The sequence below is a fragment of the Gemmatimonadota bacterium genome, assembly GCA_040388625.1.
Taxonomy (GTDB): Bacteria; Gemmatimonadota; Gemmatimonadetes; order Gemmatimonadales; family Gemmatimonadaceae; genus Fen-1247.
On sequence record JAZKBK010000006.1, the window covers coordinates 454,021 to 470,107 of the forward strand.

The 16,087-nt window shown below is 61.1% G+C and carries 6 protein-coding genes; all 6 read right to left on the reverse strand.

Annotated elements, in window-relative coordinates; genetic code table 11:
* Nucleotides 1–32: 32 nt before the first annotated feature.
* Nucleotides 33–1,496 (reverse strand): SusD/RagB family nutrient-binding outer membrane lipoprotein, encoded by a 1,464-nt coding sequence (locus V4529_15470; GenBank protein MES2359735.1) that lies wholly within the window; start codon nucleotides 1,494–1,496, stop codon nucleotides 33–35.
* Between the two features lie 58 nt (nucleotides 1,497–1,554).
* Nucleotides 1,555–4,689, reverse strand: a complete 3,135-nt coding sequence (locus V4529_15475; protein MES2359736.1) for a SusC/RagA family TonB-linked outer membrane protein — start codon at nucleotides 4,687–4,689, stop codon at nucleotides 1,555–1,557.
* A gap of 561 nt (nucleotides 4,690–5,250) precedes the next feature.
* Complete coding sequence (locus tag V4529_15480; GenBank protein ID MES2359737.1) at nucleotides 5,251–8,019, reverse strand: hypothetical protein; 2,769 nt, start codon at nucleotides 8,017–8,019, stop codon at nucleotides 5,251–5,253.
* Nucleotides 8,010–9,584 (reverse strand): hypothetical protein, encoded by a 1,575-nt coding sequence (locus V4529_15485; protein MES2359738.1) that lies wholly within the window; start codon nucleotides 9,582–9,584, stop codon nucleotides 8,010–8,012. The genes V4529_15480 and V4529_15485 overlap by 10 nt, the downstream gene beginning before the upstream one ends.
* Nucleotides 9,585–9,604: 20 nt before the next feature.
* Nucleotides 9,605–12,745: a SusC/RagA family TonB-linked outer membrane protein gene (locus V4529_15490; GenBank protein ID MES2359739.1), complete on the reverse strand. Its 3,141-nt coding sequence runs from the start codon at nucleotides 12,743–12,745 to the stop codon at nucleotides 9,605–9,607.
* Between the two features lie 157 nt (nucleotides 12,746–12,902).
* Nucleotides 12,903–16,025 (reverse strand): hypothetical protein, encoded by a 3,123-nt coding sequence (locus tag V4529_15495; protein MES2359740.1) that lies wholly within the window; start codon nucleotides 16,023–16,025, stop codon nucleotides 12,903–12,905.
* Between the last annotated feature and the right edge of the window lie 62 nt (nucleotides 16,026–16,087).

A 16,087-nucleotide genomic window follows, 5' to 3' on the forward strand; every position in this document is an offset into this window, starting at 1 on the left:
ACACCGTCCCCGGTTTGCTGTCATGATCAATACTACGGCTTGTCCCACCATACGCGGCCGTTCAGCGTTGCTCCGCCTTGCGCGGCGCTCGCCGCCTGCCATGCGGCATTGTTGAAGGACTGCTCCGACACCGGGTATGTCAGGCGGCGCGGCACAACCTGCGGCGACGTGATCGCGGCCGGGCCGGGTTTGAGATCCGGCACGCCAGTGCGGCGCCACGAACTGTATGCTTCCGTTCCTTCGGAGAACAGGGCGATCCAGCGTTGCAGCGCAATCTGCTGCAGACCGGTTGCCGGCGAGTACGCAACGCGAGGCGAGGCGACGTACGCCGCTGTCACGTTGTCCGCGATTCCGTTGTACTGCATCGACGCCTGAATACCGGCGTTGTACAGCGCAGCGGGATCGCCCGGTGCCCAGCCACGCGCGGCTGCTTCTGCTTCATCGAACAACACTTCGGAGTACGCCATCAGGATCGATGGAGTCGCCTTGCCGCGATATGCAATTCCAACGCGCGATGTGTTGTTGATCCCGATTGCGATTGCAGCATCGTCCTGCAATCCGTTCGGCGCACCGACGTAGAGCTTCTTGCTCGGGCTCGAGATTATCGGGTCGGCGTAGACCGCGAGACGGGGATCGAACACCGTATCTGCCGGCGTCGGCCCGATCGAGATATACAGGCTCTTCAGGATATTCACCAGCGTCTGGCTCATGTGCTGGTCGTCGCGCGTCACGAAGTTGGCGTAGATCGGATTGTTGTTCGTGCCGTCACCAGGCCACTTGAGCAGCGCGTTGTCGGCGTTCGATGTGAACACGCCGGCTGCGATCGCTGCCGCGACTTGCGTCTGCGCCGTGGTCGGATCGACCTTGGACAGGCGCAGCGCATAACGCAGGCGCAACGAGTTGGCGAACTTCTTCCACTTCGTCGCGTCGCCGTTGTAGATCAGATCGGCGGTTCCATAATTCGCACCGCCGGGTGCGCTGATGTCGCTGGCCGTCTTGAGGTCGGCGAGTATTCCCGCATAGATGTCCTTCTGGGCGTCGTATTGCGGGGGTGCCGAAGGATCGGATTTGTTGGCCTGCGAGTATGGGATGTCACCCCATATATCGGTCATGATTCCGAACGTCCACGACTTCATCACGAGCGCTGGAGCGACGATGTTCGCACTGTCCTTCTGACTCGTGTGCGCGAGAATCGTCGCGAGATCCTGCAGACCTCCAGCGTAGAAACCGGACCAGTATCCGTTGATGTTGTCCGGACGAATCGAATACGTGTCCTCGTCCGTGAAACGGTCCATTGCGATGTGCTGCGCCCAGAGCGAAGTGAGCGTCAGATCGAAGCTTCCCCCGCGCGCGCGCCCGACGACGTCTGTTATGGCCGTCGGAAACAGGAACTGAGGAGTTACACTGCCTGGCGCGTTCGGATTCTTGTTGATTCCGGTAAGGCCGCTGTTGTCGCATCCGCTTGCCAGTAGTGCAAGAGCAAGCGCGGACGTCACGCCGATTGTTGTTGAGAGTCTCATATGCTCATCTCATTCTGAGAGTATTGGGTGGCGGTCACGGCGTGACGTTGACGGAAAAGCCGAGGCTCTTCGTGGATGGGACACCGATGAACTCGATTCCCTGAACATTGCTGTTGTCGAACGCAGTCTCTGGATCGATGTTCGGAGCCGCGGCGTGCAGCCACAGATTCCGTCCAACGAACGCCACGTTCATCGCCGAGACGCGGAACCGGCCGGCCACCGACTGCGGCACCTCGTAGTTGAGTCTCACTTCACGCAGCTTGGTGAAGGTTGCACTCACTATGTTGGCTTCGTGGTTCTGGAACAGGGAGTTGAAATACGCCTGTGATGTAACCTTCGTCGTATTCGGACTTCCATCCGCATTCACACCACTGACGATCAGTCCGCCACCATCGGCGAGCGACTCGGCCGTCTCGCGGCCGAGCAGCGAGGACTTGAGTACTCCCGACTCCTCGCCGAACATCTTGGTGGTGCTGAAGATCTGACCACCCTGCTTGGTGTCGAAGAGGAAGCTGAAATCCCAGTGGCCATAGTGGAACTTGTTCTGCAGGCCACCGATCCAGTTCGGCGAATAGTGTCCGAGCACACGCTGTGTCGGATCGGTCTGCGGAAGGCCATTGAGCGTGATCAACTGGCCCTGTGCGTTGCGCAGATACGGATTCCCGTACAGGGTCCCGTAAGGCTGATTCGCGCGAGCCTCGACGCTGAGTCCCCAGTAGGTGCCGAGCACGACGGTCTGAAGTCCCTTGTACAGACTTACGACCTCGCTCCGGTTTCTCGCATAGTTCCCCGTGACATCCCACTGGAAGTTGCCGCGCTTGATGGGTGTGACGTTGAGCTGGCCTTCGATACCGTGGTTACGCAGCGATCCGGCGTTGACGACCGCCGATGTGTATCCGATGGTCGAGGTGATCTGGGCGGGAATGATCTGATCGCTCGTGAGCTTGTTGTAGTACGATCCATCGAACGAAACGCGATCGTCCAGGAATCGCAGCTCTGCACCGGTCTCCCACGAGCGTGTGCGCTCGGGCTTGAGATTCGAATTCGGAATCTGATCCGGCACGGTGAACCGCGGAATCGATCCGAACGGAGTGCCGGGCGAATACGTCACGGCGAGCTGGTATGGATCGGCGTCGTTACCGACCTGTGCCCAGCTTGCGCGCAGCTTTCCATATGAGAGCAACCCGCCCATGTGAAGCGCCGGCACTGCGTCGGTGAAGACGAAGCTGCCCGACACCGAGGGATAGAAGTACGAGTTGTTTCCCTGAGGGAGCGTGGACGACCAGTCGTTGCGGCCGGTTGCGTCCAGGAACAGGTAGTTGTCCCACGAGAACTGCGCCTGGCCGTACAAGCTGTTGGTCTGGCGAGACGATGCGAACGACGACACCAGAGGCGTTACTGCGGAGTTCCCGATGTTGAACGTGCCGGGAATTACGAGGTGCGGCGTACCGTCGTTGTAATTGCTGTTGGCGTTGTCGCGGCGGTTACCACCGAAATTGAACGTCATTCCGAGCTTGCCCGTCGGCTTCTTCTCCGCGGTCAGCAGGAAGTCGCTGTTCGTCTCGCGAACGAAGAGATTCTGCTCGAAGAACGCGCCGCCTGCGTAATCGACACCGATGTTGCCATTGGCGTATTCCTGCTTGCGCCAGTCGCGGTGCCAGTCGGTTCCGGTTCTGGCCATACCAGTCAACCAGTCGTTGAACTTGTACGTCACGTCGCCGGAGCCGATCACGCGATCGCGCGTGTCAGCATTGGGGTCCGCGTAAACATCCCAATACGGATTGTTGGTGGTGGTGTGGTTCGGTCCGTTCTGCGTACCGTCAGGATTGATGTAATTCTTCATGTGCGGGAGATCGCGCTGGCGACCGCCCCAGATCATGAGGTTGAAGATCGCGCTGTTGGCGTTGTAACCCGTCTGCGGTCTGTTCTGATTCCGATCCTGGATGTACTGCACGTTCGCGCGCGTGCTCAGTTTGGACGTGATCTGCGCACCGCCGTTCATGCTGAGATTGAGGCGCTGGAGCGTGTTGGTTGGATAGATCGACTTCACGTCCAGATTGGTCGCGCTGATGCGGATGTCCGAGCGCGGGCCAGCTGCGGTGACCGCGACGTTCGTCGTGGAGGTGCGGCCGGTATTGAAGAAGTCAGATACGTTGTTCGGGGCCGGAACCCATGGCTCTGGAACTCCGTTGCTCCACCATTGGACGATCGGCCGGCCATCCATCTTGGGACCCCAGCTGCGGTTGACGTTGTCGCTGATTCCGCCGCCCTTGCCATCCTTGTAGGCGAAATTGCCACCGGAGCCCTGACCGTACACGTTCTGAAACTCGGGCAGCCGGAGCGGTGTCTCGAAGGTGAGATTCTGGCTCACCTTGACGCCCATCCCCTGGGTGCCCTTGCCGGTCTTCGTCGTGATGACGATCGCCCCGTTCGCGGCGCGTGCGCCGTACAGCGCGGCTGCGTTGGCACCGGCGAGAACGCTGATCGACTCGATGTCGTCAGGGTTGATGTCCGAAGCCGCGTTGCCGAAGTCGAATCCGCCAAACCCGCTGTTGGTGCTGGCGGAGTTGTCGATCGGAATACCATCCACCACGAAGAGCGGCTGGTTGTTGCCGGTGATGGAGTTCTCGCCGCGTATCACGATGCGGGACGATCCGCCTGGCGGACCATCATTCGTGACCTCGACGCCGGGCACCTTGCCCGCGAGCGCGTTGACGATATTGGGCTCACGCGCTGCGGTGAGCTCACTCGCGTTAACGCTGGTCTGGGCCACACCGAGCGATCGCTTGTCGCGCTGAATGCCGAGCGCGGTGACGACGACGCCCTCGAGCGCGGTAGTGGTCGCGGTGAGCGTGAAGTCGTGTGTGTTCGTTCCCGCGGTGAGAACAATCGAGGCGGTTCCGATCTTGTATCCGATGCGTCGCGCCGTAAGCGTGACGGCCCTGCCGGTGATCCGGTCAGCGGAGACGGTGAACGAGTAACGCCCGTCCTCCCCCGTCGTGGACCCGATGTTCATTCCGGTGACAAAGACGCTGGCACCCGGCAGCGGCGCGCCGCCCACGGCTGTCACGCGCCCGGTGACCTGGGCGCTACCCTGAGCGTGTGACCAGCTCGGCAATAGCGCCAGCGCACCCGTGAGCACGGTGGTGAGTCGAACGAGACGTCCCATCCTTTTTCCTCCTTGGCGACCTGGTATTGGGAAATGGTACGAACTTGATACAGATCTGTTTCCCACGGATAAAGTATCCAGTATGCGGTTATTGACAAGCAGGAACCGGTGAACGGTCACATTTGAGGCATGAACGGCGCATTCGCGGTGAAAAGACCCTCCAGGCCACGCGGATTCCGCCGTTCCCATCCTCGCACGGCCTGAATCGGGTCGCCATCGTGCCTAACCCCCTGCACGGCATATGGCCCGAATCGCTCGTTAAACATTTGGCGCGGGGCACCGCTTGGGTGCCGACCGCTTCCATTACATGGCTCGCCATGGAGTCTTCGACGGCGAGCGAAGCGGACTGCGGGCTGGCAAACTGGGCGTCATTCGCGAGTGATGCCCAATAAACGTCATTCCCGCGAAAGCGGGAATCCATCTGCTGCCGACCCACACGACGCTGCCATCGCGTCCAGAGATCGATAACATGGATTCCCGAGGCGCGGATGCATCCGCGCCCTACAGCGGGAATGACGTTTACCTGGAATTACTTACCTCAAATCCTGTTCACCAGACGACTTACTGTTTCAACAACGGATCCGGCTGCATTACAATACTTCCGTTCGACGTGCTTCCGCCGTAAGTGAGCTTGAGCTTGTAGACTCCCGGGGTAATGACGGCTGGCGGCGCGCGGCGTGCACGTGCACCCGGAGCAGCAGTTGGCGGTGCTTCCATCCGACCGTCCCACGCGTAACGCGTAATTCCTGGCCTGGCTGGCACTGACAGCGTGCGCGAACGTCCATCCGGGCTCGTTATCTCGAGCGTCGCAGTCCCCGATGCGCCGGCGCCGAGGCTGAACGTGATCAGCGGCGTGTTCACGATGTGCGAGCGGTCACGCATCTGATAATTGACTGGTTCGATGTACGGAGGATTCCCACCTGCGTACGTGTTCTCGCCCATCTGCCCACTGCGACTCTCGTCCACCCATATCGTGGCCGGGCGCTGCACGAACAGATGCGCGGCAGTCGTAGCCAGAGCCGGCTTCCATTCTTCGAGCGCTGTGATGTCGTCCAGGATGTAGATGCCGCGGCCGTGCGTGCCGAGTATTACGTCGCGATCCCGCGGATGAATGACTATGTCATGGACGGCGACGACGGGCAGGCCATTCTGCATCGGCCGCCACGTGTTGCCGCGATCGAGAGAAACCTGCACGCCGTGCTCGGTGCCCACGAACAGCAGATTCGGGTTTCTCGAATCTTCCTCGATTACGTACACTGGCGAATTCTGTGCGAGTCCGGCAGACAGGTTCTTCCATGTCTTGCCGCCGTCGGTCGTTCTGAACAGCCACGGAGCGCGGTTATCGCTGCGATGGCCATCGAACGAGACGTACGCGGTATTCGCGTCCGTCGCCGACGCGACTATGCGACTCACCCACGTCCCCTTCGGTACGTCGGGGATGTTTGCGTCGACTTGTGTCCAGGTAGCACCGTCATTGCGCGTCAGCCACACATTTCCGTCGTCAGTGCCGGCCCATATCGTTCCCTTCGCAATCGGAGATTCGGATACGGAAAAGATCGTCGCGTAGCTTTCCGCACCTGTTTCGTCAGGAGTGAGGCCACCAGTTCCGACTCCGTTCTTCGAGAGGTCGTGTTTCGACAGATCCTTGCTGATCGCCTTCCACGTCACGCCCTTGTCGGTCGACTTGAGCAGATAGTTGGATCCGTAGTACAGAACGTCGGGATTGTGCGGCGAGAGTATGTACGGCGAGGTCCAGTTGAAGCGAAGGCGTGGAAGTGGATCGCCCGCCTTTACAGGTGGAGCGACGTTCTTGAAGTTGACGATGTTCGCTTCCGTTATTCGCCGCTCGGTATCGGTGTGGCCGATGGGATCGACGACGCGAAACGATGCCTGGGTGCCTTCCGAATACACGGTGCGCCAGTCGCGTGGATCGACTGCTACGTACTGGCCATCGTCCCAGTGCAGCTTCCATGCGGCGTCGTTGCGAATGCCGAGTGCGTCGCGTGTGAAGCTCATCGTCCCGACCGTGCCGTTGTCCTGCAGCCCGGCATAGATCGCGTACGGCGTGCGCATGTCGACGGCGACCTTGTACGCCTGCATGATGGGCAGATTGTCGAAGAAGATGAACGACGATCCGTTATCGTGCGTGAGCGTCAGACCCTTGTCCTTGCCAAGATAGAAGCGATCCTTGTGTGCCGGATCGATCCACATCGCATGATGATCGTAGTTGGGTCCGAACGGCGCGCGCGCCGCCTCGAATGTCCTGCCGCCGTCGGTCGACCACTGGAAGCTGGTCGTGAGCACGTACACGAGCTGATCGTCGGACGGGTTGATGCGAATTTGGCTGTAATAGAAAGGTCGGTTGTTGTAGCGATTGAGGTACCGCCACGTTGCGCCGCCATCCTCGCTGCGATAGATGCCGGAGCCGGCCGTTGCGAGATCCTCCGAGCCAGGCTTCGCCTCGACAATCGCCATGAGAATCTTCGGATTCCTGTGATACACGTCGAGCCCGATGCGTCCGGTTTCTCCCGTCGGCAATCCGTTCGCCAACCTGGTCCACGTTCTGCCGCCATCGGTCGTCTTGAAGATTCCGCCGTCGGTGCTGCCAGCGTTGTAGCGCCACGGAAGACGCTCGCGCTGATAGAACGCTGCGTAGAGAACGTTCGGGTCGCTGGGATCCATGACGACATCGGTGGCGCCGATCCTGGGATCGTTCGGCAGTCCACCGCCTAGCTTCTCCCAGTTCTTTCCGCCGTCGGTGGTCTTGAATACGCCACGATCGCCGGTTGACGCCCAGAGATTTCCGATCGCCGCAACGTAAACAGTATCCGGACTTCTGGGATGCGTGACGATGCGCGCAATCTGGAACGTGTTGCGCAGTCCGACGTTGGTGAACGTTTCGCCACCGTCGGTCGACTTGTAGATCCCGTCGCCCCACGCAACGCTGTTGCGGTTGTTCGCCTCACCGGTGCCGACCCACAGGATGCGTGGATCAGGCTGGTATATCTTGATGTCGCCGATCGACGACGATCCGTAATGGTCGAAGATCGGCGTCCATGTCGTTCCTGCATTGGTGCTCTTCCAGACTCCGCCGGAGGCTGCGGCCGCGATCACGAAACGGAAATCGGTATCCAGCGCCTCGACGTCGGTGATGCGTCCGCCGGGCGAGCCGGGCCCGATGCTGCGCCACTGATAGTCCGCAAGCACCGAACCGGTTTGGTCGGGCGACGTCGCCTGAGCGCGTGCAGTGACGGGTGATAGCAGACCGGCGCCTGAAACAAGCGTGCCGGTCAGCAGGAATCGCCGCGCTCTGAAAAGCATTACTGGCATCGTGCCAGCGCAACTGGACACTTCTCAGGTGCAGGCGCAGGTGCGCTGCCCGGATTACCCGCACCGCCGTAACTGTACAGTGCGCGGCGCAGCGTCGCCAGCTCCGCACCAGGAACCGGCAGTTGAACGATGCTGTTCTCCGGCAACGTCTGCCATCCGCGCGCGTCGAAGAATGCGATGACTCCGTTCACGCCGTAGTTCTCGATTCCCTTCTCATAGCGAAGTGCGTCCCACAGGCTGCCGCACTGCCCGTTCAACTTGCGCGGCACGCAGCCGGCCTCGTCCGGCGGTCCATCGACGGTAACCGGCGGGAGTTGTCCGTTCGCGACGCGCGTCTTGTTGATGAGTGGCACGGCCTCGCTGGCGCGACCGAGGCGGATCAACGCCTCTGCTTTCAGCAAGTCCATCTCGGTGCGCGTCATGTCCGGCGTCGGGCCGTTCTGCCAGCTCGTGCCGGTACCGTTTCGAATGTAGTAGTAGTACGAGTAGCGATACGTGCCGCGGCTCGCGGCTCCAATCGACGACGCATTGTAACCGATATACTTGCCGGTGGCCGTCGGACCCGCTGCGCCCTGTATGCGACGATCCCTGGTACGCATCTGGAATGGCTGGCGGCTCGTCAACGGTGTGTTGATCCAGTTCTGATATCCACCACTTGAGTCCGCCGGTCCCAGCAGCCAGTAGCTCGGACGCCCATAATCACTCGGCGGCCCGCTCCGTACGCGTGCGGCGAGACGCTGCCAGTCATCCCACAGAATGTTCGGTTGCGCCACGGGTGCAAAGTCTGTCGTGATGCCGGCGTCGATTCTACGGATCACCTCGTTCCAGTCCACTGCCGCGCGCTCCGCGCTCGTGCGCGGTGAGTATGCGAGCAATCGCGCTGCGAACGAATTCGCCAGCCTCGCAAAACCATTCTGATCCATCGCTGCGAACATCCACGAATCACCCGGCAACGTGAAGTTGGCGGTTTTGGAAATCGCGATCGCGCTATCGAGCTGGCCGATCGCCGCCTTGATCACCGCGGGATACGGCTGAAATTGCGGCGTCGTGATCGTATCCAGCGCGAGCTTCTCGGTGGCGACGAAGGCCGAGTCGTAATAGAGGCCGAGATATCCGTGCGACACTCCCTGCATGAACTTGCCAACGGCGCGGGTGCGCGTAGTGCGCGCCGCGTCACCGATTACCAGACCACCGTCGATCGCGATGAGCGCGTCGTTGACAGTCGAGATCGTACTGTACAGATCGTACCACGGCCGCTGATTGACGCTATTCTGCGTGTTGACAGGGCTGTTGTTCCACGCCGAGCGCGGCTCTGTCGAGATCTCGAGCTGGCCGAAGTCGGCGAATCCCGATGTAACGTCGTGCGCGACTGTGGAAAATGCCCACGACGGATAGTTCCCGTGGCCAGCAACGGGCCACCAGGTGCGGAACGAGCTCGCGACGAACGTCTCCGCGGATACCGGAGCCTTGGTCGCACGGGCGCGGTCCGGCGCATTCGGATCAGTGACCGCGAGGTCCTGACATCCTGCAATCAACAGCGCGAACGCTGGAATGAGTTTTCTCATGTGGTGTCTCCGGGTCGCCATCAGAAGTTGATCTCGACACTGGTGGTGAATGTTCTGTAGCGCGGGTAGTCGAAGCTGTCGAGGCGCACGTTCGGAGTACCAACCTCGGGATCGTAGCCCTTGTACTTGGTCCATGTGAGCACGTTGCGGCCGATGAGCGACAAGGATGCGCCCGAAGCGCCGACCTTGGACAACGCTCCCGAGAAGCTCGGGGGGAGCTGATAGCGCATCGAGATCTCGCGCAGCTTCACGAATCCGGCGTCCTCGACGAAGTAATCGACCGGGTTGTTCGCGGAATACAGATTCACGTAGTAGTCCACGATCTTCTTGTCTTCCTGCGGCTTCCCTGCCTGATCGACGTCGCTGCTGCGACCGTACTGGTACATGCGCTGATTCGTCTGGTTGTAGGCGTTGCCGCCCATGTTGACGTCAAGAAGCGTGTAGAACGTCAGATCGTGCCAGCCAACGTTGTTCGAGATTCCGTAGTGGAAGCGCGGTGTGCCGTCGCCGATCTTCCGGACCGCGGTGTTGCCGTTGGCGTCCTGCTGCAGGATCGGCATTCCCCATCCGTAATTGTTGGTGCCGATCGTCGTGCTCGTTCCCCACAGCTTCTTTGTTTCGCCTTCCTTGTACGTGTTGCCGGGACCAACCCAGACGAGCAGGCCATCGTCGTTGGTTTGGAACTCCGCCGCTCGCGCCTGCGAGCCGGTTGGAAGTCCGGCGGGCTGCTTGAGGAAGGCAAAACCGTACATCGAGCCGAGCGTCGAGCCCGCGCAGCGATACGCAATCGTGTTCGTCGTGAAGCAGGAGCGATCGAACTCGGTGATCCTGTTACGCGAGCGATCGGCGACGAGCCCGAGCTGCCAGGTGAGCTTCGGACCGCGAAGGATCTGGGCCTGGAACGTTGCCTCTACAGTGTTCCCTTCCACAGTTCCGGCGTTCTGCCATTGAGTCGTGTAGCCGTAGAAACCCGGCAGCGGAATCTGAATCAGTTGGTCGGTAACCCTGTTCTTCGCGTACGACAACTGCACCGAGTAGCGATCCTTCATGATCATGTCGAGACCGAACTCGGTCTCCGTCGACAGCTCGGGCTTGAGCGCCTTGTTGCCGAGCGTGTTCTTCTCGAGACCGCCGCCGGTGGTGAAGTCGAATGTCTCGAACTGGTCGGCGAAGCTGGGGCGGCCGCCGGCCGTTCCACGCGAGATGCGCGGCTTGAACTCGTTGATCAACCCCTTGAACGGCCACCACGATTCCGACGCCATGCGCCACGCGCCGCTCCAGCGGTAATACTTGTGCCAGCGCTCTTCCGGTCCGAACAGCGAACTGCCGTCATGACGGATGAGGCCGTCGAAGATGTAGCGGTCGCCGTAGTTGGCGCCCAGCGTTCCGAAGTATCCTGTCGAGCGCACGCTCTCGAGCGTGGATGACACGAACCGATTCTGCGCGTTGTCGAGGCTGCGAACGCCAGGTGCGGCGAAGTTGGTTCCATCAGCAATCACGACAGAGTTGTCCTCACGCTCTATCAACGCGCGCAGCGTGCTGCGCAGTGTCAACGCCTTGAAGTGGCCGAGCAGGTTCGCGCTGGTCGATGCATTGAGTGCGTCGGTTGTGCCCTGCGTCTGTGTGATCTGACCCGGATCGCCCGCCGACCCGAACGTCGGCGACTTGAGACCCTGATCGAGGAAGTACGACAGGTTGCGGTCAGATCTGTCGTAGCTGACGTCGGCGTCGAAGCTCAGCCATGACAGCGGGCCGTAGTGGCTCGCGAGACTTCCGAGTGTGCGCGCGCTCTTGCGCTCTCTGAATTGCGTTGCGAGCACGTACAGCGGATTCGGCTCGCGGCCCTCGGGGTCGGGCTGGAAGATGTATGGCGTTCCGTCCGGATCCGGCTGCAGCAGATTCACGTCCGGTGCCTGATTGATGAGCTGGAAGAACGTGTTGCCGTTGAGATCGCGGCGCTTGGATCTGCTTCCGAATCCGCTGAACGATATGCGCCAGTCGTCACGAAGCTGGTGATCCAGATTCAATCTCACGTCGTTCTGGCCGTATGTGCCTGCGTTCAGCACGACGCCGTCCTGATTTGAATTCACGAGCGACAGCAGCCAGTTCGTGCGACCGCCATTCTGCGCCATCGTCACGGAGTTCTTGTACGTCTGACCCGGATCGAAGAAGCGCTGGATCTGGTCGTAGGTAGGGTCCGGATAGCGGCTGTCCTGGAATCTCGAGAAGATCGGCTTCGGGACGCGCGTTGCGCGAGTTACGGGTGCGCCCGCGGCGTTGAGATACGTCGTCGCCGCAGAATCGACCATGTAGTAGTTGTACTTGGCCCAGTGCTTCTTGTTTGCGATCGAGCTCGTTCCGATCTCGGAGCGCACCGTTATGTGTGTCGGTCCTTCCGGCAGGCTCGCACCACGCTTGGTGCGAATCTGGATCACGCCCGAGGAGGCGCGCGAGCCGTACAACGACGCCGCGGCGGCACCCTTGACGACTTCCACGCTCTCGATGTCGAGCGACTCGAGATCTGCGGTCGATCCGTCGAATGCCTGGCTGAGGATCACGCCGTCCACCACGATGAGCGGTGAATTGGACTTGTTGATGCTCGTCGGCGAACGCAGAACGATGTTCGTCCCCGTCCCAGGCTGGCCACTCGGCACCACCGTCACGCCGGCGATCTTGCCCTGAATCGTTTCGACTGCGTTGGCCGACGGTACTGGCGCGTTCTCCGCGTCCACTCGTCCGACCGTGAACGGAACGCGTGTGCCGCTCGTCGGATCGACGACGCCCGTGCTCACGACCGCTTCGAGCATGAGCGGCACGGATACGATGTGAAGATTCAGCGTTGTGGTGGCGCCCTCGTTCACGGCAATTCCTGGCCGCGTGAGTGGCTTGAACCCGAGGCGACGCGCGTCGATCGTGTGCGTTCCGGGTGCAACACCGTTGATGGTGTAGCGGCCTTCGGAATCGGTTATCGCCCCCAGGCGTCCACCAGTCACCGTCACCTGGACTCCGGCAACGGGGTGATTTCCCAGAGAATCAGTGACGACACCCGTGATGCGTGAATTGGGGTTGGTAGCCCCCTGCGCGCGGGCCGACCCGGAAGCAAGTACGGCGAACAACGACATCGCGAGGCCGGAATACCACGCTCGACGATACAACTTCATGGACCTGCTCCTGGCTATGGCTGGTTCGGGTCCGGATGCGCGAGCAGGGAGAAACAAATGTATTTCTCCCTGCTCTTTGCGGCCGGCGGGACTCAGCGCTCAAACTTCACCAGGGTACCACCAAAGGGCAAGATTATATAAAGATTTAATGGACAGGCTACCGGTGGGCACCTCCGGCCGGCGCGGGACCGAGCAGCCTGTTCAGGTCGGCGAGCTGGAGATCGAGCGCGGAACGCAGCGTGCGATAACGCTCGACCGCGTCGCGGCCGATCTTCTGATCGGCGCCGTTGGTCATGCCGTACAGGTAGGTGATGTTGCCTTGCAGCTCCGGCTTGCTGTAACGGATCGGCGGCGTTTCGAGCGTGGCCGCGATGGCGTTCAGACGTTGCAACGTGTCGGCGGCGGCGCCGGTGGCGCCGGTGGCGCCCTTGAGTCTCGTACGCGCTTCGCGAATGCGCGCGACTGCAAGATTGACGTCAGTTACGAGGTCGCGTACGCGCATGTTGTGATCGAACTGCTGTTGCATGTCGGCGACGGTCACGCCGTCGCGCGTGATGCGCGGATCCGGCTTCACGACGAGAGGCTGCGTTTCCGTCCACGCTGCGTCGCTCCCCGATGCAGCAACGGTGAGACGAACCCTGTACTCACCCGGCACAGCCGTGGGGCCGCCGCCACCCGCGGGACGCGAAGCACTCTGGCGCGGACCGGGATAGGAAAGATCCCACGTGAAGCGGTTCAGCCCCTGATGCTTGGTGATGTTGACGGGACCGGAGCGCCGGCGCGGCGCATCCTCGTCCTGTTCCTCACGGGCCTGCGATTCGCGCGCGCGCTCATTCGCGGCAGCGGTCGTGAACGTGCGCACAACCTTCCCGCTTGCGTCGAGTATGTCGAGCTTCACTTCGCCCTCGGGCTCCTTCGCGAAGTAGTAGTCGATCATCGCGCCAGGCTGCGGGTACTGCGGCGCAGATGCGCTGTTCCCGCGTGCAGATATCGAAACGGGATTGGCCCTGTAATGCATGCGATACGCGTCACGCGGCTTGAAGAGATGCGCGCTGGATGTGGCGATCGCATCGCTCCACTGATGCAACGGAGTCAGATTGTCCATGATCCAGAACGACCTGCCCTGTGTCGACAACACCAGATCCTTCTGGTGCACGTTGATGTCGGTGATCGGGGTCGCCGGGAGATTGAACTGGAACGGCAACCAGTGGCCTCCGTTGTCGAGCGACACGTACATTCCGAATTCCGTGCCGGCGTAAAGCAGGCCGGCGCGCGACGGATCTTCACGCACCACGCGCGTCGGCTCGTCCTTCGCGATTCCGTTGGTTCCGTCGGTGAGACGCGTCCATGACTTGCCGTAATCATCGGTGCGATAGATATATGGCGCAAAATCACCGAGCAGATAACGATAGACCGCGATGTACGCCGAGCCGGGGCGATGCGGTGAGGGATCGATCGTCTGTACGCGGCCACCAGGCGGCAGATCCTTCGGCGTGACGTTGGTCCACGTCTTTCCATCGTCACGCGTTACGTAGACCGGACCGTCGTTGGAACCGGTCCATATCAGACCCTTCTGCAGCGGAGATTCGCGGATCACGTACAGTGTCGCGTAAACTTCCTCGCCCGTCACGTCGCGCGTGATGGGGCCGCCACTCACTGCATTGAGATAGCGCGGGTCGTGCGCCGTGAGATCCGGACTTATTCGTTCCCACGTCACTCCCTCGTCGCGCGTGCGATGTACGTACTGCGATCCGTAATAGATGACGTGCGAATCGTGCGGCGAAAGCTCCAGTGGCGACACGCGCTGAAAACGATAGATGAGATCGCCCGGCACGCTTCCATACAGCGACTGCGCTCCGACCCAGTATTGCTTTTCCTGACCGGTCCGCAGCGACATCCGGCTGAACTGTCCCTTGCACGACCCGTAAACCGTATCGGGATTTGTGATGTGCGGCATGATGGGTCCGGTCTCGCAACCCGGTCCGCCGCGCCACTCCTCCTCCTGCCCACTGTTGAGCGGCAGACTCGGCACGATCAACGTCGTATTGTCCTGCTGCGCCCCGTACAGTCGATACGGGAACTGGTTGTCGATCGACACCGCGTAAATCTCGGCGGTCGGCTGATTGAACTGCGTGGACCACGTGAGTCCGCCATCGAGCGAGACGTTCGCGCCGCCGTCGTTCGCCTGGATCATCACGTTGCCGTCCCTGGGGCTGATCCACATGTCGTGGTTGTCGCCGTGAGGAACGCGCACGGACTTGAAATTTCTGCCGCCGTCGGTGGACTTGTAGAAATTCTCGGCGCCGCCGTAGACAACATCTGCGTTGGTGGGATCCGCGGCGAGCGTGACGTAATAGAACGGGCGCGTGATGAGCTGAGGGTTTGAGCTGGTGAGTGACCAGTGCTCGCCCGCGTCATCGGAACGATACAGACCGCCGCCCGGCTTCGCCTCGATCAGCGCGTAGACTCGATTCGGATTCGCCGCTGTCACGGCGATGTTGCTCTTGCCGAACAGACCGGACGGAAGACCGCCGGTCATTTTTGTCCAGTGATCTCCGCCATCGGTGCTCTTGTAGAGACCACCCTCGTGGCCGCCGCTCAGAATTGCCCACGGCTTGCGCACGCCCTGCCAAATCGAAGCGTAGATGACCCTGGAATTACCAAGCTGAAACTCCACGTCGGCTGCACCCGTGCTGTCGGAGATGAAGAGCACCTTGTCCCACGTCTTGCCGCCGTCCCTGGTGCGAAAGACGCCGCGCTCCGCGTTGGACGTGAAGGCGTTCCCGATTGCTGCGACGTACACGATATCCGGATTGGATGGATCGATACGCACACCACCGATCTGTCCCGCGTCGCGCAGTCCCGCGAAGCTCCAGGTCGCGCCAGCGTCGGTCGACTTGTACACACCGCGTCCCGTCGAGACGTTGCTGCGTATGTCGTCCGATCCGGTGCCAACGTAGATGACATTCGGATTCGATTGCGAGACGTCTATCGATCCCATCGAGCCGACAGGAATCTTTCCGTCGGAAATGGGAATCCACGTTGCGCCTGCATCAGTGGTCTTCCAGAGGCCGCCGCTCGCGACGCCCATGTAGAAAGTGCGCGGCTCGGAGGCGACGCCCGTTACGGTGGTTACGCGTCCGCCGCGATCCGGTCCAACCATGCGATAGCGCAGATCCGAGTGCGCGTTGTCGAATATCGCGGGTGACTGGGCAACAGCGGTTGTGCCGAGCGCCGCGGCTGCAAGCGCGGCAATAAGGAACGACGTGATACGGGGCATGAGATCTCGCTGACAGGTGGAACATGAACAGTCTGCATACGGCTTGCGTCGGGAAGTATGGA

Coding starts and splice junctions, on each gene's coding strand:
- V4529_15475 (MES2359736.1), bottom strand. CDS start 4,689: ATGGGACGTCTCGTTCGACTCACCACCGTGCTCACGGGTGCGCTGGCG.
- V4529_15480 (MES2359737.1), bottom strand. CDS start 8,019: ATGCCAGTAATGCTTTTCAGAGCGCGGCGATTCCTGCTGACCGGCACG.
- V4529_15485 (MES2359738.1), bottom strand. CDS start 9,584: ATGAGAAAACTCATTCCAGCGTTCGCGCTGTTGATTGCAGGATGTCAG.
- V4529_15490 (MES2359739.1), bottom strand. CDS start 12,745: ATGAAGTTGTATCGTCGAGCGTGGTATTCCGGCCTCGCGATGTCGTTG.
- V4529_15495 (MES2359740.1), bottom strand. CDS start 16,025: ATGCCCCGTATCACGTCGTTCCTTATTGCCGCGCTTGCAGCCGCGGCG.